Genomic DNA, 19,182 nt, shown 5'->3' on the forward strand with positions numbered 1-19,182 from the left:
TTTGAAAGAAAAAAGAGTATCATAAATATATCTTAAATAACAGAGATCACAATGAACGAGGAAGTTCCACAAAGTGGAACTTCCTCGTTTTTTTGCGTTAGAGAAAGGAAGGTAATTATGAGTAGTGGATGGTTAAGCGTGGCAGAAATTTTTGGCGAAGATGTTTTTAACGATGCAGTAATGCAGGAGAGACTTCCGAAAAAAGTATACAAAAAATTAAAACAGACAATTGAAGAAGGAAAAGAGCTGGATCTTGAGACAGCAGATGTAATTGCACATGAGATGAAAGAATGGGCAATCGAAAAAGGTGCAACCCATTATACACACTGGTTCCAGCCACTGACAGGAGTTACTGCTGAAAAGCATGATTCCTTCATTTCAGCTCCGCTTCCAAGCGGAAAGGTTCTGATGAGCTTTTCCGGAAAAGAACTGATCAAAGGGGAGCCGGATGCTTCTTCTTTCCCGTCAGGCGGACTTCGTGCTACATTTGAAGCAAGAGGATATACAGCATGGGATTGTACATCACCGGCATTTGTAAGAAAAGATGCAGCCGGAGCGATCCTTTGCATCCCGACAGCATTCTGCTCTTACACAGGTGAGGCACTGGATGAAAAAACACCGCTTCTCAGATCTATGGAAGCAATCAACAAAGAATCCATCAGACTGCTTCGTCTGTTCGGAAATACAACATCAAAGAAAGTAACACCTTCTGTAGGACCGGAGCAGGAATACTTCCTTGTTGATGCAAAGAAATTCTTACAGAGAAAAGACCTTATTTACACAGGACGTACACTTTTCGGAGCAATGCCGCCGAAAGGACAGGAGCTTGACGACCATTACTTTGGAACGATCCGTCAGAGGGTTGCTTCCTATATGAAAGATGTCAACGAAGAATTATGGAAACTCGGCGTTGCAGCGAAGACACAGCACAACGAAGTGGCACCTGCACAGCACGAACTTGCACCGATCTATGCAGAGGCCAATATTGCAGTGGATCACAACCAGATCATCATGAAGACACTGAAAAAGGTAGCATGCGAGCATGGACTGAAATGTCTGCTTCACGAGAAACCGTTTGCAGGAGTCAACGGATCTGGTAAGCATAACAACTGGTCTATCACAACAGATGACGGAATCAATATGCTGGATCCGGGAAAGACACCTCATGAAAATGTACAGTTCCTTCTGGTACTGGCATGTATCCTGAAAGCAGTTGATGTACACGCAGATCTGCTTCGTGAATCGGCTGCCGATCCGGGAAATGACCACAGACTTGGAGCAAACGAAGCACCGCCGGCAATCATCTCTATCTTCCTTGGAGAACAGCTTCAGGACGTTGTAGAACAGCTTCTCAGTACAGGTGAGGCAACACACAGCCTGAATGGTGGAAAGCTGCAAACAGGTGTAACAACCCTTCCGGATCTTACAAAGGATGCAACCGACAGAAACCGAACTTCACCATTTGCATTTACCGGAAATAAATTTGAATTCCGTATGGTAGGTTCCCGCGATTCTATTGCAGGACCAAACGTAGTACTGAATACAATCGTAGCAGAGGCATTTGCAGAGGCATGCGATGTCCTGGAAAAAGCAGATGATTTTGATACAGCTGTACACAGCCTGATCAAAGAATATCTGACAGATCATCAGAGAATTATCTTCAACGGCAACGGATATTCTGACGAATGGGTAGCTGAAGCAGAAAAGAGAGGACTTCCGAATATCAAGTCCATGGTAGAAGCAATCCCGGCACTGACAACTGACAAAGCGGTAGAACTGTTCGGAAAATTTAGTGTATTTACCAAGGCAGAACTGGAATCCCGTGCAGAGATCAAATACGAGAACTATGCAAAGGCAATCAATATCGAAGCAAAGGCCATGATCGATATTGCTGCAAAACAGATCATTCCTGCAGTTGTAAAATATACAAAAGAGCTTGCAGATACGGTTCTTGCAGTAAAAGAAGCCGGAGCAGATGCATCTGTACAGGCTGAAATGCTTGCTGACATCTCAGGACTTCTGACAGAAACAAAGGTTGCCCTTAAGAAACTGGAAGCAGTCACAGAAGAAGCAGCAGGAAAAGAAGAAGGAAAAGTACAGTCTGAATTCTATCACTTCAGCGTAGTTCCGGCTATGGAAGGACTCCGTACACCGGTAGATGAACTGGAAATGATCGTGGATAAAGAAGTATGGCCAATGCCTTCTTACGGAGATCTTTTATTTGAAGTTTAGAAAATACATATAAAATTCTTATAGAAATTTAAGGACCTTAGACTTGGAAAGAAGCAGAAATTATGCTACTCTAAGTCTGAGGTTCTTTTCTATATCCGGAAATTTATTTCCGGATATAGAAAGCCTCCGGCGGGATGTGCACTGTGATACAGGGAAGATGTTGCGGGTAATGATCACAGGCGCATTTTTGTATCAGAATGATGTTGGGGTCAAAAGGTATTTTGACCCCTTTGATACCAGATTGCTACGTGCTTTGCACTCTCGCAATCCTCAAAAACATTCGTAATCCGCTCATTTTTCTTTGAAAAATGGCTACTTACTCATGTTTTTGGCGGGTCAAGAGGTCAAAAATCCTCTTGCAAGCAAGTTTGCATTGGATTTCTGACCTTTTGACCCTGGTATCATCAGAATATAATTATAAACAATGAAATAATGAGAATAGAGGAGAAAGAAAGATGACGAAAGCAGAGTTCCTTGAAAAACTGAGAATTGAACTTTCTTCCGGTGTGACACCACAGGTGCTGCAGGAGAATTTGAACTACTACGGCCAGTATATTGATGATGAGATCCGAAAAGGAAGAACGGAGAGTGAGGTACTGGCGGAACTTGGAGATCCGTGGATTCTTGCAAAGACGATCGTGGATGCGCAGAGAGAAGAAAGTGTAGAAGATGTGATCTATGATTCGGATGGAAGGACCTACAGAGGCAACAGCAGCACAGAAGAAAGCAGCAATATCCATGTGTGGAGCCTGGACAGCTGGTGGAAGAAACTTCTGCTGATTCTTGTGGCTGTGGCTGTGATCGTTGTGATCTTTGCGGTGATAAGTGGGATTGTAAGCCTGATCGCACCGGTACTGATTCCTCTTCTGGTGATCATACTGCTGTTCAGAATGCTGAGAAGGCGATGGTAATTAAAAAAGCCGGATGTATAAGATTCTTCTGCAATGAAAAGAAGCTTATGTCTCCGGCTTTTTGATTATATGTTCTATATGGCAGGTTCAAGTACTTAAAAAGGATCTGCCTGTTATATAACGTTAAACGCTCGATAGGGGAGCTATCGAGCGTTTGAGGGGAGTATAAATAATTAATAAGGGGTTGTAGAAAATAAATCTCTACACGACAAAGTATAATATAAACCGATTTAAAAATCAAGATAAAAATAAAAATGTATAAAAATACGAAAAGGATAGATACTATGTTTGTACAAAAAAATGTCAGGAGGAATTATCAATGGCAAAAAATTATAATGCTTCAGAAAACAGTACAAACAAAAATTCATATGGATCCAATAAGAATGCGTATGCTGAAAATGCTTCCGGCAAGAATCAGTCAAATAAAAATTCAGGCAATAAAAATGCATCCGGTAAAAATACGACTAACCGGAATGCAAAGAATGCATATGAATCAGACCGTAATGCATATGACAGCTCAAAGTCCTGCCATAACGAAAGTGATAAGTATTAAAAAGTGCAAAGCAGTTAAGAATGGAAAAGCAGCGGTTTGGATTCCGCTGCTTTTCTGTTTTTGGTGTAGCAATCTGGTTCCTTAAAAAATTTGTGGTACAAGCGCACTACTTGACAAAAGGCAACCGAAAAACGTAATATAGTTTATAACAGATTGCAGAGTAGAGAAAGGAAAAAGAATGGAAAAAATGGAGCTGATAGCACCCTGCCATTTCGGAATGGAAGCTGTTCTGAAGCGGGAAGTGCTGGATTTAGGATATGAGATATCAACAGTAGAAGACGGAAGAGTATGCTTCTGGGGAGATGCACAGGCGATTTGCGATGCGAACGTGTTCCTTCGGACAGCAGAAAGAATCCTTCTTAAGGTTGGTTCGTTTAAAGCAGAGACATTTGATGAATTATTTGAGAAAACAAGAGTACTTCCGTGGGAGAATTATATTCCGAAGAACGGAAAATTCTGGGTGACGAAGGCTGCATCTGTAAAGAGTAAGCTGTTCAGTCCGTCAGATATTCAGTCGATCATGAAAAAAGCCATGGTAGAAAGGCTGAGACGGATCTACGGGATAGAATGGTTCCAGGAGGATGGACCAGCTTACCCGATCCGTGTATTTCTGATGAAAGATATCGTGACGATCGGGATAGATACCTCCGGCGTATCTTTACATAAGAGAGGTTATCGTCAGATGACCGTAAAGGCACCGATCACAGAGACACTGGCATCCGCACTGATCATGCTGACACCGTGGCACAAGGACCGGATCCTGGTAGACCCTTTCTGCGGAAGTGGAACATTTCCAATCGAAGCGGCTTTGATGGCAGCTAATATTGCACCGGGGATGAACCGTTCCTTTACAGCAGAAGAATGGGTGAACCTGATTCCGAAAAAGGCATGGTATGATGCAATGGATGAGGCAAATGATGTGATCGACCGGAAGGTACAGGTTGATATTCAGGGATATGACCTGAATCCGGAGGCAGTAAAAGCAGCAAGACAGAATGCCAAAGATGCAGGCGTTGACCATCTGATCCATTTTCAGGAAAGAGCGGTAAAGGATTTAAGCCACCCGAAGAAGTATGGCTTTATCATTACAAATCCGCCGTATGGCGAGCGACTGGAGGATAAAAAGGATCTGCCGCAGTTATACAGAGAATTTGGTGAGAGTTTTAAAAAGCTGGATAGCTGGTCTGCATATATGATCACCAGTTACGAGGATGCAGAACGTTATTTCGGAAGAAAAGCAGATAAGAACCGGAAGATATATAATGGTATGCTGAAGACCTATTTTTATCAGTTCTTAGGTCCGAAGCCACCGAAACGCCCAAAAGAACCAAAACAGTAAGAGAAAGAAGAATTTACAGATGAAAATTATTTTTGCAACGGGTAATAAGAATAAAATGACAGAGATCCGCCAGATCTTGCGGGATCTGGGGATGGAGATCCTTTCTATGAAGGAAGCCGGGGTTGACATTGATATCGTAGAGGATGGAAAGTCCTTTGAGGAAAATGCGATGATCAAAGCCTCAGCGATCGCAGAGCTGCCGGAAGTGAGGGCGATGGATGCGATTGTGCTGGCAGATGATTCCGGACTGGAAATCGATTATCTGAATAAAGAACCGGGAATCTATTCTGCGCGCTATGCAGGAACCAATACTTCGTATGATATCAAGAACAGCCTCCTGCTTTCAAGAATGAAGGGCGTACCGGACAAGCAGCGTACAGCAAGGTTTGTCTGTGCGGTGGCGGCAGTATTCCCGAACGGGGACAAAGAGGTTGTCCGTGGAACGATGGAAGGATGTATTGGTTACGAAATCGCCGGAGCAAATGGATTTGGCTACGATCCGATCTTTTTCCTGCCGGAATACGGTTGTACCTCGGCAGAGCTTGCACCGGAAAAGAAGAATGAACTCAGCCACAGAGGAGAAGCGCTTCGGATGATGAGACAGATCATGGAGAAAAAGTTATGAGAGTATTGATTATTAGTGATACACATGGAAGACATACTGCATTTGACCGGGCAATCATGGAAGCTGGAAAGATTGATTATCTGGTGCATCTCGGGGATACAGAGGGCGGAGAAGACTATATTGAGGCATTCTGCGGATGTCCGGCGTATATACTGGCTGGGAATAATGATTTCTTCTCACGCAATCTCCGGGAGATGGAGATTTATTTTGGCAAGAAAAAAGCATTTATGGCACATGGACACCAGTATTCGGTGTCTCTTGGTGTAGAGCGGATCCTGGATGAGGGAAGATCGAGAAATGCAGATATCGTGATGTTTGGTCATACACACAGACCGTATCTGAAAAAGTTTGGTGATATTACAGTGCTGAATCCGGGCAGTCTGGCATTTCCACGGCAGGAAGGCAGAAAAGGCAGTTATATTATTATGGAGATGGATCGGGACGGGAATGCGGAGTTTACGATTCATTATCTGGATTAGAGTAGGTGGCACGTATTTTTGCTGAAAAAAGGGCAAAAATGCGTGTCTTTTACAAGAAAAAGAAAAATAAAAATTTCTTTAAAAAAATTCAAAAAACATGTTGACTTTTTGAAAACCTTGTAATATAATAACTTTTGTCGTCACGGAGATGACAAACAGATAAACAACGGGGTGTGGCTCAGCTTGGCTAGAGCGCCTGGTTTGGGACCAGGAGGTCGCAGGTTCGAATCCTGTCACCCCGATGTGATCTGCGGGTGTAGTTCAATGGTAGAACACCAGCCTTCCAAGCTGGATACGTGGGTTCGATTCCCATCACCCGCTTACACTGAGAATCCAGTGTTGTGTGTTTGTAGCTCAGTTGGATAGAGCAACGGCCTTCTAAGCCGTGGGTCGGGGGTTCGAATCCCTCCAAGCACGTTTATATGGTGGGTATAGCGCAGTTGGTTAGCGCGCCAGATTGTGGCTCTGGAGGCCCAGGGTTCGAATCCCTGTATCCACCCTTTAATTTATAATATTTGAAAGAAATGGCAAGCAGAAATGCTCGCATTTTTTTTATGATAGACATTGTAAGAGTGGATATCATAAAAGTCTCCGGCAGGATATGAGAGCTTTGGCAGATTACGGGATGCCATAAGTTAAGCGATTGTCGCAGGCGCGGGAATGTGCCATGGCGCATTCTATGTTAAGACATAAAGATAATGGGTCATCGCCAAGCGGTAAGGCACAGGACTTTGACTCCTGCACTCGCTGGTTCGAATCCAGCTGGCCCAGTTACGGGCGTGTAGCTCAGGTGGTAGAGCACTTGACTTTTAATCAAGTTGTCCGGGGTTCGAATCCCCGCACGCTCACTTATTTAGTCCCATGGTTTTCTGTGGGACTAAAAAAATGCGGATGTGGCGGAACTGGCAGACGCGCTAGACTTAGGATCTAGTCTCTACGAGGTGCAGGTTCAAGTCCTGTCATCCGCATTTAGTTAAACATAACAAAACCAGTTATATATAGAAGTAATAGAGGAACCTTTACCAAAAAGGTTTCTTTTTTTGCTTTTTTTATGGATTTTAAGGAAAAAGCGGAAAAAGAAGAAGCAGTATTTAGATATTTCTGTTGAAAATATCCGGATCGAGATCGTCTCTTTTACAGATTCCAACTATATGTTAATATAATCATATGAAGATGTTGGGGTTAAAAGGTATTTTGACCCCGTTGATACCAGATTGCTACGTGCTTTGCACTCTCGCAATCCTCAAAAACATTCTCCTTTCGGAACATTTTCATCCAATGAAAGGAAGAACTTCTAAAAAAACAGGTGAAAAAGAAACTGGAGAATAATTAAAGCATGGATAAATGATAAACGGTGAGTACCGCTTTTATTGATTACATTGCGGCAATAAATACATGTAACAGGGAAATTTTAACAAAGTAAGAGGGACGAAAGAATGAAAATATTAAGTGTCACAGCCCAGAAGCCGGACAGTACCGGAAGCGGTATCTATCTGACGGAACTGGTCAGAGGATTTAAAAAAAAGGGAATCACCCAGTCAGTGATCGCGGGAGTTACAAAAGCTGATCAGGTATGTCTTCCGGAGGGGGTAAGCTTTTATCCGGTATATTTTGAATCGGAGCAGTTACCGTATCCGATCACGGGAATGTCGGACGAGATGCCTTATCCGAGTACCAGGTATTCAGACCTGACAGAGGAGATGACAGAAACGTTCCGGAACGCATTTGGCGAGGTACTGAAAAAAGCAGTGGAGGAGTTGGATCCGGACGTGATCTTGTGTCACCATCTGTATCTCCTTACAGCGATTGTAAGAGAGTTGTTTCCTGATAAAAAGGTATATGGAGTATCCCATGGATCCGATCTGCGGCAGATCCGCAAGACAGAACAGAACCGGGAATACATTTTACAGAGAATTCCTGCGCTGGATGGGATTTTTGCATTGCATGAGGAGCAGAAAGAGATGATCTGCGGAATTTACGGGGAGCATATCAGAGAGAAGGTACGGGTGATCGGAACCGGCTATAACAGTGATGTTTTCCGGCAGGAGATGGGGACTTCACAGGGAGAAGAAAAAGAGCTGAGACTAATCTTTGCCGGAAAGATTTCAGAGAAAAAGGGTGTGAAAAGTCTGATCCGTTCGTTGGATTATCTGAAGGATTCCGGTCTTATTATTTCTCTGGAACTGGCAGGAGGTGCCGGGGATGAGGGCGAATATCAGGAAATACGGGAGCTTGCCGAAAAGTGTCCGTTTGCAGTTACCTTTGCCGGGAAGATCACACAGCAGGAGTTGGCGAAGAAGATGAATCAGAGTGATGTGTTTGTACTGCCATCTTTTTATGAAGGTCTTCCGCTTGTGATCATTGAGGCTCTGGCATGTGGTACCTATGTGATCTGTACAGATCTTCCGGGGATCAGGAATTGGATCGATCAGAATCTTCCGGATAATGGTGTGGTTTTTGTAGAGCCGCCAAAAAGAGTGAATGAAGATGAACCTGTGGAAGAAGAACTTCCGGTATTTGAAAAGAAACTTGCCGGAGCCATCGAAGGAATCGCAAAATATCCTGGATCAAAGCCGGAGAAGGAGCAGCTGGAGCAGATTTCGTGGGACGGACTTTGTGTGCATCTTATGCAGATATTTGAGCAATAGAGTGTTTATCGGAAAAACCTATAATTGAATTTCTGCATGTAAATTATCAATTATTTTTTTGTAAAACAACATGTTAAAATGAAGAAAAGAGAAATGAAAAGGCATTTTAACAGGAGGTTATTAACAGTTGATAATTGATATGCATATGCATGAGATGCGTTATTCGGGGGACAGCTTTTTAAGATTGGAGAACATGGTAGAGATCGCAAAGCGCAGAGGACTTGATGGAATCTGTATTACGGATCATGACAGTATGGGACTGAAGGAATTTGCGGCAGAGTATTCGGAGAAAACAGGATTTCCGATTTTTGTCGGGATTGAATTTTATTCCCTGCAGGGAGACATTGTAGCATTTGGAATTGAGGATTATCCAAAAGAGAGAATCCCGGCACAGGAGTTTGTAGATCTGGTACAGGCACAGGGCGGTATGTGTTTCAGTGCCCATCCATTCCGCAATAATAACAGGGGACTGGAAGAGAACCTGAAGATTGTAAAGGGACTTGATGGAATCGAAGTGCTGAACGGCAGCACACTTTATGAGGCAAATCGAAAGGCGGCAGAATATGCGGCTGAGCTTGGACTTGCAACAGTTGGATCAAGTGATTGCCATGTGCCGGAGAAGCTGGGAATTTATGCAACGTATTTTCCAAGAGAGATCCGTTCGGTACAGGAACTGATCCGGAGTGTAAAACGATGCGAGACTCTTCCGGTGTATTATAAAGAGGGTGGATATTATCTCTGGGATATGAAAAATCCGATTGATGCACCGTTTCACATTTACGAGCAGGAACAGATGGTGTGTGCCGGTTAACGTAAAAAATGAGAACAGATATGAAAAAATTAAACGCTTTTTTTATTGAAAGTGTGTTATTTCCATAGTATTATTAAGAGTGGAAATTAAGAGGGCTGGAATGTAATATTTCCAGCTTTCTTATTTAACAGGAAATTCCGTAGGAACTTCCTACCGAATAAAAGACACTACGTGCCGGAGTATCTTTTCAATCACCAATTACAAGGAGGAACTAACATGAAAGACATAGTAATTTCAGATGCAGTAAAATATATCGGAGCAGATGATAAGGATCTGGATCTCTTTGAGAGCCAGTACATCGTTCCAAACGGAGTATCCTACAACTCTTATGTGATCCTGGACGAGAAGATCGCAGTTATGGATACGATTGATACGAGAAAGACAGACGAATGGAAAGAGAATCTGGAGAGGGTGCTAGATGGAAGAACACCGGATTATCTGGTTGTATCTCATCTGGAACCGGATCATGCCGGAAGCATCAAAGAATTTGCAGACAAATATCCGGAAGCCAAGATCGTGGCAAGTACAAAAGCTATTGCAATGCTTCCACAGTTCTTTGAAATCGCAGATCTGGCAGACCGTGCAGTTGCGGTAAAAGAAGGTGAAGAACTTTCCCTTGGAAGTCATACCCTTCAGTTCTTTATGGCTCCGATGGTTCACTGGCCGGAAGTTATGGTCGAATACGAAAAGTCTGAGAAGATTCTGTTCTCAGCAGATGGATTTGGTAAATTCGGTGCGCTGGATGCAGATGAGGACTGGTCTTGTGAAGCAAGAAGATACTACTTCAATATCGTAGGCAAATACGGTGCACAGGTACAGGCGCTTCTGAAAAAAGCAGCGACTCTGGACATTCAGACGATTTGCCCGCTTCATGGACCGATCCTGAAAGAAAATCTGGGATACTATATCGGAAAATACATGACATGGAGCAGCTATGAACCGGAAGATGACGGGGTACTGGTTGCTTATGCATCGATCCATGGCAATACCAAGAAGGCAGCAGAGAAGATGAAAGAGATCCTGGAAGCCAAAGGTGCAAAGAAGGTAGCGATCACTGACCTTTCCAGAGATGATATGGCAGAGGCAATCGAGGATGCATTCCGCTATGACAAGCTGGTTCTTGCAGCAGCTTCCTATGATGCAAGTGTGTTCCCGTGCATGGAGACTTTCCTGAACAAACTGACCAATAAGAACTACCAGAACCGTAAGATCGCAATTATCGAGAATGGTTCCTGGGCTCCGACAGCAGCACGCGTGATGAAGAGTTATGTAGAGAAAATGAAGAAGATCACACTCTGCGAAAAGACTGTTACGATCAAATCTGCAATGAAAGATGCAGATGTAACTGCAATGGAAGAACTTGCAGATGAACTTCTTGCGTAAGAAACGGAAAGAATGAGATGATAAAGTTAAAAGAGACTACAATGAGGAAAACCTGGGTGGTATGTCTTCTTGCAATGGTCTGCTGTGCGTTATGGGGAAGTGCTTTTCCTTGTATCAAGGTTGGCTACCGGCTGTTTCAGATCGATTCAGCCGATACCGCCACGCAGATCCTGTTTGCAGGGTGCCGCTTTACGATTGCAGGCATTATGGTTATTTTGTTTGGATCGATCCTGCAGGGACGTTTTCTGAAACCGGGGAAGGGAGATCTTCCGAGAATCGGAAAAATCTGTCTTTTACAGACGGTGATCCAGTATTTTTTCTTTTATGTAGGACTTGCACATACGACCGGAGTCAAAGGATCGATCGTTGAGGCATCCAATGTATTCCTTGCAATCCTTGTTTCAAGCCTGATCTTTCATCAGGAGAAACTGGATCAAAAAAAAGTGCTCGGATGTATCGTCGGATTTGCAGGGGTGGTTCTGATCAATCTGAGCGGAAGCAATGTGGATATGAGCTTTAATCTGACCGGAGATGGATTTATTTTTATCTCTGCGATCGCTTATGCATTATCTTCTGTATTGATCAAGAAGTATTCAGCCAAATCTGATCCGGTGATGTTAAGCGGATATCAGTTTACTGCAGGCGGGCTCGTGATGATCCTGATCGGATTCGTGATGGGTGGAAGAATCCATACGGCAAGTATGCCGGCAATGATTCTTCTGATCTATATGGCGATGATTTCTGCAGTTGCATACACGCTGTGGGGAATCCTGTTGAAATACAATCCGGTATCCAAGGTATCGATCTTCGGATTTACGAATCCGGTATTTGGGGTGCTCCTTTCCGCGATCATTTTGCGTGAGGGAAATGTATTCGGAATGAAAGACCTGATCGCACTGGTGCTGGTTTCTATCGGAATCCTGATTGTCAACTGGGCGAAACCGGTGGGAGAAAAAGAAAAAGGAATGAACTAAGATGGAACCTGTTTTAAAGGAGGACACCTGCAGCTGATACCGATTTTTGAACAGGAAAAGAAATAACAGGAGGCAGGTTATGGCAAATACAGCGAGCTGTTGTGACACCTGTACATTTTATATTTACGATGATGAATATGAATGTTACACGTGTGACAGAGACCTGGATGAGGATGAGATGATGCGGTTTCTGACGGATCAGCATTATCAGTGTCCTTACTACAGATCTGGAGATGAATACAGAGTCGTCAGAAAACAGATGTAAATTGTAGATGATGGAGTAGAAGTATAAAAAACGCAGAATTTTGTAATGTGTCAGGTAATAGATGAATTTGTACTTGTTCCAAGAGGAGAAGCTGCGGAGCGGATAAATGGAACGATGACACTAAGTGAGACAGCGGCATTTATATATGAACATCTGGAGGAGGCTATAAAGGTGAGAGATAAAAAGGCAAATACAGTGAATGAACAGGACAATCCGCTTGGCTATGAAAAGGAATCAAAACTACTGGTTGGATTTGCGATTCCATGCATTATTTCCATGCTGGTAACAGCTCTTTACAATATTGTAGATCAGATTTTCATTGGTCAGGGTGTGGGAATGCTGGGAAATGCAGCAACGAATATTGCGTTTCCGCTTTCTACTTCCTGTACGGCAATCTCACTGCTGCTTGGAATCGGCAGTGCGACCAATTTTTCATTGAAGCTTGGTGCAGGAGAAGAAAAAGAATCTGCAGAGTATGCGGGAAATGGAATTTGCCTGATGGCAATTTTCGGGATTGCACTTTTTGCAGTAACGACGATTTTTCTGGCTCCGATGCTGAAATTCTTCGGTGCCACATCGGAGGTACTTCCGTATGCACAGGAATATACACGGATCACGGCAATTGGCTTTCCATTTCTGATCGCAAATACGGGGATGAGTAAGCTGATCCTTGCGGATGGAAGTCCGCGGTATTCGATGACATCTATGCTGGTGGGTGCTATTGTAAATACAATTCTGGATCCGATTTTTATTTTTGGGCTGCATATGGGAATGAGGGGCGCAGCACTTGCTACGATCATAGGACAGATCGTTTCGTTCTGCATCAGTCTGCGGTATATGTTCCATTTTAAAACGATCCGGCTTACAAAGGAAAGTTTCCATATGACGGGAAGACATATCGAGAATATTTTCAAATTCGGTGCCAGTGCCTGCTTTAACCAGATTGCAATGACGATCGTACAGATCGTACTGAATAATACATTGTCGCATTATGGAGCACAGTCTGTATATGGCGGTGACATTCCGCTTGCTTGTGCCGGGATCATTACAAAAGTAAATATGATCTTTATGTCATTTGTTATCGGAATTTCCCAGGGAATCCAGCCGATTATCGGCTTCAACTATGGCGCAGAGAAGTATGAACGGGTACGGAAAAGCTACCTGCTCGCACTTGGAACTGCAACCGTTCTTTCCGGAATTGCATTTTTCTGTTTCCAGGTATTCCCGAGACAGATCATCAGCGTATTTGGTTCGGGAAGTGAGCTATATTTTCAGTTTTCAGAGCGGTATTTCCGGATCTATATGTTCCTTACGCTTATCAATGGAATCCAGCCGGTTACATCGAACTTTTTCAACTCCATCGGAAAATCGCAGCTGGGTGTATTTATGTCCCTGACAAGACAGATTCTCTTTTTATTGCCGCTGATCGTGATCTTTCCATTGTTTATGGGAATTGACGGGGTTATGTATGCCGGACCAATTGCAGATGCGGCAGCAGCAATCGTCTGCGGATATTTCATGGTGAGGGAGCTTAAGGAACTTTCTGTGATGGATAAGAAGAAAAAAGAAGAAAGTGCAGCGCTGAGCTGATGAGAAAGACGGTTCTTTTATGGGAACTGTCTTTTTTATTAACAGGGAATAGGTTGGGATTGATTCAGAAAAGAATTTTGTATATACTGATTAGTGAAAAAAACGAAATGAGATGATGATGTGAACATAGTGATTGTAATTCCGGTCTTCCGTCCGGATGGAAGACTGAAAATGTGTATCGAAAGATTATTAAGACAGAGTGTGATGCCGGATCGTATATTACTGAATGTACTTTATGAGAACCCGGTAGACAGGGAAATTCCCGAAGTTTATATGGATGAAAGGATCGAGGTCAGATATACGCCAAGGGAGGAATATGACCGGGCAGGAAGCAGAGATACGATCCTGCGGGAGCTGGATTCGGATATTGTGATTTTTATGGTACAGACGGCGATACCGCAGAACCGATATCTGGTAGAGAAGCTGACGGAACCGTTTAAAGAGGAGCGGACGGCGGTCGTGTATGGACGGCATATGACAGATGATGAATGCAGTCCGATCGAGTGCTGCGTGAGACAGTTTAACTATCCGCCGAAAGGCATGACAAAGTCTCTGGAAGATGCCGGAAAGCTTGGGATCCGGACATTTTTTAATTCCAATGTCTGTGCGGCATACCGAAGAAGAGCATATCTGGAGACAGAAGGTTTTGGAAAACGGATGATTGCCGGAGAGGATATGCTTGCGGCGAGAAGACTTCTGGAAAAGGGCTGGCAGGCAGTTTATGCGCCAGAAGCTGAAGTGATTTATTACCGGAACGATGATTTGCACGGGCTCTGGAAGCGCAACTTTGACATTGGGGTTGCACACGCAGAGCATCCGGAGATGCTCGAAAATACAAAACCGGGTAAAGAAGGAGTGCGGCTGGTACGTGTAACCTCGGCGCTACTTAGACAGAATCATATGGAGGAATACCTGGGCGAAGTGCTGACACGCAGCATTGTTCGTTATCTGGCATATCAGCTTGGAAGAAACTACGAACGATTACCGGAGGGAGTTGTACGGAAATGTTCGGCTAATAAAGAATACTGGGAGAAAAAATAATGGGATATTTTTATTTTGCAAGACATGGACAGACTGTATGGAATGTGGAAAATAAAATCTGTGGCGCGACCGATATCGAACTGACAGAACTCGGACATCAGCAGGCAACGGAGCTTGGGAAAAAGATAAAAGAAGAGGGCGTGAAGATCGATGAGATTCTGTATTCGCCTCTGGTACGTGCGAAAGAGACGGCACGCCATATTTCGGAAATGACAGGGATTCCGATGCGTGAGGAGATGCGCCTGAAGGAGCAGAATTTTGGGAAATATGAATCTACACCGAGAAATGGGGAGGAGTTCAAAAAGGCAAAACAGAACTTTATCAGTCATTTTGAAGGTGGCGAGACTATGTTGCATTTGTGCCAGAGAATTTATAATCTTCTGGATGATATCCGGGAAGAGGCAGATGATAAGGTCTATCTTCTTGTAGCGCACAATGGGATATCCAGAGTGATCCAGTCCTATTTTTATGATATGACCAATGAAGAATTTGCTGCATTTGGGATTAAGAACTGTGAGCTGAGGAAATTTGAATTTCCGGAGTAGGAGTAGCGTATGAAATTACTTGTTAAGCAGAGAGTTTTTTCATGGACAGATTCATATGATGTTTATGATGAGAATGAAAATGCGAAGTATTTTGTAAAAGCAGAGTTTTTGTCGCTTGGACACCGGCTGCATGTATATGATATGGCAGGGAACGAACTCGGGTTGATTAAAGAAAAAGTGATGTCATTTCTTCCAGTGTTTGAAATTGAAGTGAATGGGCAGACACTTGGACGGATTGAAAAGCGTTTTACATTGTTTCGACCGAAGTATGATGTTGAGTTTAATGGATGGCATGTAGAAGGAGATTTCATGGGATGGAATTATGATATCTATGAAGCATGCAGTCCTGTGGTACATATTACAAAAGAATTACTCCACTGGGGAGATACTTATGTACTGGATTTTGCAAATCCGGCAGATGAATTGATGGGACTTCTTCTGGTAATTACAATTGATGCGGCAAACTGCATTCAAAATAATTGATGTAATTTAATGAAATGTAAAAAAAGTCAAAAAAAAATATAAAAAACACTTGCCAAACCGGTTGGTATGTGATAAGATTCTTTTTGTTGACGCGGAAGTGTCGGAATGGCAGACGAGCTAGATTCAGGTTCTAGTGCTCGCAAGGGCGTGTGGGTTCAAGTCCCATCTTCCGCATAATAAAAGAAACCTCAGGTGATTCACCTGAGGTTTTCTTTTATTGTACCGAAGCGATCCCTGAACCCAGGGTTCAGGTCTTCGCTCCGCTACGGTCGGCGCAAAGCACTCGTCCACCGGACGAGTTGCGCCCCATCTTCCGCATAATAAAAGAAACCTCGGGTGATTTGCTTAAGGTTTTCTTTTATTGTACCGAAGCGATCCCTGAACCCAGGGTTCAGGTCTTCGCTCCGCTGCGGTCGGCGCAGAGCACTCGTCCACCGGACGAGTTGCGCCCCATCTTCCGCACAGATGTCTTGAATTAAATACATGAGAACATCGGATTGACAATCTCTTGTCAAGGTGCAATAATATCCGCGGAGGTAGTATTTGGAAAACTACAAAACTATACTCTGACTGAATCACAACAATTTCATATCGAAATCGTTTCCGTCAACAGGTGACGGAGAAGGAGCTTATATTTATTAAGAGGTAAAATAAGACTCAGGGAATACGAAGAATAGCAGAAGCATTTGCAGGGAGAAGTATACCTTGATGATGCTTTTTTCATATAATAATTTGGAATTATGGGAAAAAGCATGGATACACTCTATGTTTATGCTTATTTTTGTGTTTCCGGACAGAAAAGGAGTAAGACATGACAGTTGAGATGCTAAAAGGAAAGATTCATCGTGCTACGGTAGTACAGGCAGAATTAGATTACGTGGGAAGTATTACCGTTGATGAGGAACTGCTGGAGGCAGCAGGAATTATGGAATATGAGAAGGTTCAGATCGTAGACGTGAATAACGGAAGCCGATTTGAAACTTATACGATCTGTGGTAAGCGTGGAAGCGGAATGATCTGCTTAAATGGCGCTGCGGCAAGATGTGTAAGTACAGGTGATAAGGTTATTATCATGTGTTATGCAAATTATGAGGCAGAAGAAGCCAAAGAACATAAACCAAAAGTTGTTTTCGTGGATGATGAAAATAAGATCAGCCGTGTGACAAATTATGAAAAACATGGGTTGTTGAAAGACCAGGAAAAATAAGGAATCTAAAAACAAAATGAAATTTGTTGAATTCAGAACAAGAGGCTATCTCCGAATTTATTGTAAAGAGGAGAATTATCATGCAGGTAACAACAACAGTCGAAGAGACAAGAAAATTAGTTAAGAACTGGAAAAAAGAAGGAAAAACCATAGGTCTTGTACCGACCATGGGATTCTTACATGAAGGGCATGCAAGCCTGATAAGGAGATGCCGTGAGGAAAACGATATCGTTGTGGTATCCGATTTTGTCAATCCGACACAGTTCGGACCGACAGAAGACCTGGAAGCATACCCGAGAGATTTTGAACGTGACAGTGAGCTTTGTGAGAGCCTTGGAGCAGATCTGATCTTCCATCCGGAACCGAAGGATATGTATCATGATCCACATGCTTACGTAAGTATTGATACGTTATCTGATACCCTTTGCGGAAAGACAAGACCGATCCATTTTAAAGGGGTATGTACGGTTGTTTCCAAATTATTCAATATTGTAGCACCGGACAGAGCTTATTTTGGACAGAAGGATGCACAGCAGCTTGCAATCATCCGCAAGATGGTGCAGGATTTGAATTTTGATATCCAGATCGTAGGCTGCCCAATCATCCGTGAGGAAGACGGACTTGCCAAATCATCCAGAAATACCTATTTAAGCGCAGAAGAGAGAAAGGCTGCACTGTGCCTTTCAAGAGCCGTTAAAACCGGTCAGGAGGCGATCTGCAAGGGAATTAAGGCAGAAGAAATTCTGTCAAAGATGCGCGCAGTGATCGAAGCAGAGCCGCTTGCAAAGATCGACTATGTATCCATGGTAGATGCACTGGATATGCAGCCGGTCGAGAGTGTGGAAAAAGATGTTCTGGTTGCCATGGCAGTTTATATTGGAAAAACAAGGCTAATCGACAATTTCAGCTATGAGGTATAGCCTATGGAAAACAGAATGAAAAAAGTGGGAAAGGTCAGCTCTTTTCTTACAAAATATATCGGGGTCATCATTATCTGTTTTTCCGTCATTGCATTCTTCTGGCGTGACGGCTTTGCGTGGACAACGAGCTACACTTCTGTATTTCTCGGAGTTGCCATGTTCGGCATGGGGCTTACGATCAAGATGGACGATTTCAAAAGAGTCTTTTCCAGACCAAAAGAAATCCTGATCGGATTCATCGCACAGTACACAATCATGCCGGTGATCGCGTGGATCCTGTGTCAGGTTATGCAGCTGCCGACAGATCTGGCACTTGGCGTGATCCTGGTTGGTTGCTGCCCGGGTGGAACGGCAAGCAATGTGATCACCTATATTGCCGGAGGTGATGTGGCGCTTTCTGTCGGAATGACGATCACATCAACTCTTGCGGCACCGATTGTAACACCACTTCTGGTGTATGTACTCGCCGGAGCCTGGGTAGAGGTATCCTTCTGGGCAATGGTAATTTCTGTAGTAAAGGTTGTTCTGGTTCCGGTACTTCTGGGAATTCTGATCAACTGGGTCTGGGGGAAACAGATCCAGAAAATATCAGAGGTTCTGCCACTGATCTCAGTTGTATCGATCGTAATGATCATCAGCGGAATCGTAGCCGTCAATGCAGAAAAAATCTTAAGTTGCGGACTTCTGGTCCTCGGAGTTGTGATGCTTCACAATCTCTGCGGAATGGGAATCGGACTCGGTGCAGCGAAAATTTTACATATTGAGTACGATAAGGCAACTGCCATTGCCATCGAAGTCGGAATGCAGAACAGTGGACTTGCAATCTCCCTTGCAACTGCCAATTTCGTGGCAAATCCACTGGCAACCCTTCCGGGGGCGATCTTCAGTGTATGGCATAATATATCCGGATCTTTGTTTGCAGGGATCCGCCGGAGCGGAGAACAGACGAAAGAGGCATATCAGGAAGTTACAGAATAAGAAAAATCCTGCGATTTTGAATTGGCAAAACCGCAGGATTTTTTGTACTCAGAACAGAAAATACAGAGACTAAAGCACGTCATTTTTTTACCGATTTGAATGGCAGATGAATGGAAAAGAAGAGAACAGGAACTCTTCTTTTCCATTCATTTGCCCCTCGCGTCAAACAAAAAAATTTCCCTCTTGTCAAATCATTCC

Annotated in this window: 18 protein-coding genes and 8 tRNA genes; all 26 read left to right on the top strand. The window is 43.5% G+C overall.

Annotated features, from left to right (window positions below):
• Positions 1-117 precede the first annotated feature (117 nt).
• Positions 118-2,232 (top strand): glutamine synthetase III family protein, encoded by a 2,115-nt coding sequence (locus PG418_RS07745; RefSeq protein ID WP_498837265.1) that lies wholly within the window; start codon positions 118-120, stop codon positions 2,230-2,232.
• 455 nt (positions 2,233-2,687) lie between these two features.
• Positions 2,688-3,143: a DUF1700 domain-containing protein gene (locus PG418_RS07750; protein WP_498837266.1), complete on the top strand. Its 456-nt coding sequence runs from the start codon at positions 2,688-2,690 to the stop codon at positions 3,141-3,143.
• Between the two features lie 319 nt (positions 3,144-3,462).
• The gene (locus tag PG418_RS07755; RefSeq protein ID WP_022219969.1) at positions 3,463-3,696 is read left to right on the top strand and encodes a hypothetical protein; all 234 of its coding nucleotides are present in this window, start codon (positions 3,463-3,465) and stop codon (positions 3,694-3,696) included.
• Between the two features lie 178 nt (positions 3,697-3,874).
• Positions 3,875-5,035, top strand: a complete 1,161-nt coding sequence (locus PG418_RS07760) for a THUMP domain-containing class I SAM-dependent RNA methyltransferase (RefSeq protein ID WP_022219968.1) — start codon at positions 3,875-3,877, stop codon at positions 5,033-5,035.
• A 19-nt stretch (positions 5,036-5,054) separates the two neighbouring features.
• Complete coding sequence (rdgB, locus tag PG418_RS07765) at positions 5,055-5,660, top strand: RdgB/HAM1 family non-canonical purine NTP pyrophosphatase (RefSeq protein ID WP_055156289.1); 606 nt, start codon at positions 5,055-5,057, stop codon at positions 5,658-5,660.
• Positions 5,657-6,139, top strand: coding sequence for a metallophosphoesterase family protein (locus PG418_RS07770; protein WP_055156291.1), 483 nt, complete (start codon positions 5,657-5,659; stop codon positions 6,137-6,139). Before rdgB ends, PG418_RS07770 begins: the two co-directional genes overlap by 4 nt.
• A 167-nt stretch (positions 6,140-6,306) precedes the next feature.
• Positions 6,307-6,381, top strand: a tRNA-Pro gene (locus PG418_RS07775).
• An 8-nt stretch (positions 6,382-6,389) separates the two neighbouring features.
• A tRNA-Gly gene (locus PG418_RS07780) sits at positions 6,390-6,460 on the top strand.
• A gap of 22 nt (positions 6,461-6,482) precedes the next feature.
• A tRNA-Arg gene (locus PG418_RS07785) sits at positions 6,483-6,556 on the top strand.
• A gap of 8 nt (positions 6,557-6,564) precedes the next feature.
• A tRNA-His gene (locus PG418_RS07790) sits at positions 6,565-6,638 on the top strand.
• Positions 6,639-6,838: 200 nt separating this feature from the next.
• Positions 6,839-6,910, top strand: a tRNA-Gln gene (locus PG418_RS07795).
• A gap of 4 nt (positions 6,911-6,914) precedes the next feature.
• Positions 6,915-6,987: transfer RNA gene (locus tag PG418_RS07800), tRNA-Lys, on the top strand.
• A gap of 39 nt (positions 6,988-7,026) precedes the next feature.
• A tRNA-Leu gene (locus PG418_RS07805) sits at positions 7,027-7,107 on the top strand.
• Between the two features lie 468 nt (positions 7,108-7,575).
• Positions 7,576-8,787 (top strand): glycosyltransferase family 4 protein, encoded by a 1,212-nt coding sequence (locus PG418_RS07810; protein WP_498837267.1) that lies wholly within the window; start codon positions 7,576-7,578, stop codon positions 8,785-8,787.
• Positions 8,788-8,914: 127 nt separating this feature from the next.
• Positions 8,915-9,598, top strand: a complete 684-nt coding sequence (locus tag PG418_RS07815; protein WP_055249150.1) for a PHP domain-containing protein — start codon at positions 8,915-8,917, stop codon at positions 9,596-9,598.
• Positions 9,599-9,814: 216 nt separating this feature from the next.
• Positions 9,815-10,981: an FprA family A-type flavoprotein gene (locus tag PG418_RS07820; protein WP_270475649.1), complete on the top strand. Its 1,167-nt coding sequence runs from the start codon at positions 9,815-9,817 to the stop codon at positions 10,979-10,981.
• A gap of 17 nt (positions 10,982-10,998) precedes the next feature.
• Entirely contained in the window at positions 10,999-11,955 is a 957-nt protein-coding gene (locus tag PG418_RS07825; protein ID WP_498837268.1) for a DMT family transporter, read from the top strand.
• Between the two features lie 79 nt (positions 11,956-12,034).
• A complete protein-coding gene (locus PG418_RS07830) occupies positions 12,035-12,220 on the top strand; it encodes a DUF6472 family protein (protein ID WP_008372704.1) in 186 nt (61 codons plus the stop codon).
• A gap of 45 nt (positions 12,221-12,265) precedes the next feature.
• Positions 12,266-13,810, top strand: a complete 1,545-nt coding sequence (locus PG418_RS07835) for an MATE family efflux transporter (protein WP_243863509.1) — start codon at positions 12,266-12,268, stop codon at positions 13,808-13,810.
• Positions 13,811-13,930: 120 nt separating this feature from the next.
• Positions 13,931-14,851 carry a glycosyltransferase gene (locus PG418_RS07840; protein ID WP_446820864.1) on the top strand — a complete coding sequence of 307 codons (921 nt, stop codon included), beginning with the start codon at positions 13,931-13,933 and terminating at the stop codon, positions 14,849-14,851.
• Positions 14,851-15,396, top strand: a complete 546-nt coding sequence (locus tag PG418_RS07845) for a histidine phosphatase family protein (protein ID WP_446820863.1) — start codon at positions 14,851-14,853, stop codon at positions 15,394-15,396. Before PG418_RS07840 ends, PG418_RS07845 begins: the two co-directional genes overlap by 1 nt.
• A 9-nt stretch (positions 15,397-15,405) precedes the next feature.
• Complete coding sequence (locus PG418_RS07850; protein ID WP_195367900.1) at positions 15,406-15,879, top strand: LURP-one-related/scramblase family protein; 474 nt, start codon at positions 15,406-15,408, stop codon at positions 15,877-15,879.
• 91 nt (positions 15,880-15,970) lie between these two features.
• Positions 15,971-16,053 (top strand) — tRNA-Leu (locus tag PG418_RS07855).
• A 637-nt stretch (positions 16,054-16,690) separates the two neighbouring features.
• The gene (panD, locus tag PG418_RS07860; RefSeq protein WP_055156306.1) at positions 16,691-17,086 is read left to right on the top strand and encodes an aspartate 1-decarboxylase; all 396 of its coding nucleotides are present in this window, start codon (positions 16,691-16,693) and stop codon (positions 17,084-17,086) included.
• Between the two features lie 80 nt (positions 17,087-17,166).
• Positions 17,167-18,006 carry a pantoate--beta-alanine ligase gene (gene panC, locus PG418_RS07865; RefSeq protein WP_055156308.1) on the top strand — a complete coding sequence of 280 codons (840 nt, stop codon included), beginning with the start codon at positions 17,167-17,169 and terminating at the stop codon, positions 18,004-18,006.
• A 3-nt stretch (positions 18,007-18,009) separates the two neighbouring features.
• Complete coding sequence (locus PG418_RS07870) at positions 18,010-18,984, top strand: bile acid:sodium symporter family protein (protein WP_055156310.1); 975 nt, start codon at positions 18,010-18,012, stop codon at positions 18,982-18,984.
• Positions 18,985-19,182: the final 198 nt, after the last annotated feature.

It is taken from the genome of Bariatricus sp. TF06-38A (assembly GCF_027690675.1).
GTDB classification, from domain to species: domain Bacteria; phylum Bacillota; class Clostridia; order Lachnospirales; family Lachnospiraceae; genus Allocoprococcus; species Allocoprococcus comes.

Bases quoted from the DNA above. Each gene is read 5' to 3' on its own strand.
- PG418_RS07745 (WP_498837265.1), top strand. From the start codon at position 118: ATGAGTAGTGGATGGTTAAGCGTGGCAGAAATTTTTGGCGAAGATGTT.
- PG418_RS07750 (WP_498837266.1), top strand. From the start codon at position 2,688: ATGACGAAAGCAGAGTTCCTTGAAAAACTGAGAATTGAACTTTCTTCC.
- PG418_RS07755 (WP_022219969.1), top strand. From the start codon at position 3,463: ATGGCAAAAAATTATAATGCTTCAGAAAACAGTACAAACAAAAATTCA.
- PG418_RS07760 (WP_022219968.1), top strand. From the start codon at position 3,875: ATGGAAAAAATGGAGCTGATAGCACCCTGCCATTTCGGAATGGAAGCT.
- rdgB (WP_055156289.1), top strand. From the start codon at position 5,055: ATGAAAATTATTTTTGCAACGGGTAATAAGAATAAAATGACAGAGATC.
- PG418_RS07770 (WP_055156291.1), top strand. From the start codon at position 5,657: ATGAGAGTATTGATTATTAGTGATACACATGGAAGACATACTGCATTT.
- PG418_RS07810 (WP_498837267.1), top strand. From the start codon at position 7,576: ATGAAAATATTAAGTGTCACAGCCCAGAAGCCGGACAGTACCGGAAGC.
- PG418_RS07820 (WP_270475649.1), top strand. From the start codon at position 9,815: ATGAAAGACATAGTAATTTCAGATGCAGTAAAATATATCGGAGCAGAT.
- PG418_RS07825 (WP_498837268.1), top strand. From the start codon at position 10,999: ATGATAAAGTTAAAAGAGACTACAATGAGGAAAACCTGGGTGGTATGT.
- PG418_RS07830 (WP_008372704.1), top strand. From the start codon at position 12,035: ATGGCAAATACAGCGAGCTGTTGTGACACCTGTACATTTTATATTTAC.
- PG418_RS07835 (WP_243863509.1), top strand. From the start codon at position 12,266: ATGTGTCAGGTAATAGATGAATTTGTACTTGTTCCAAGAGGAGAAGCT.
- PG418_RS07845 (WP_446820863.1), top strand. From the start codon at position 14,851: ATGGGATATTTTTATTTTGCAAGACATGGACAGACTGTATGGAATGTG.
- PG418_RS07850 (WP_195367900.1), top strand. From the start codon at position 15,406: ATGAAATTACTTGTTAAGCAGAGAGTTTTTTCATGGACAGATTCATAT.
- panD (WP_055156306.1), top strand. From the start codon at position 16,691: ATGACAGTTGAGATGCTAAAAGGAAAGATTCATCGTGCTACGGTAGTA.
- panC (WP_055156308.1), top strand. From the start codon at position 17,167: ATGCAGGTAACAACAACAGTCGAAGAGACAAGAAAATTAGTTAAGAAC.
- PG418_RS07870 (WP_055156310.1), top strand. From the start codon at position 18,010: ATGGAAAACAGAATGAAAAAAGTGGGAAAGGTCAGCTCTTTTCTTACA.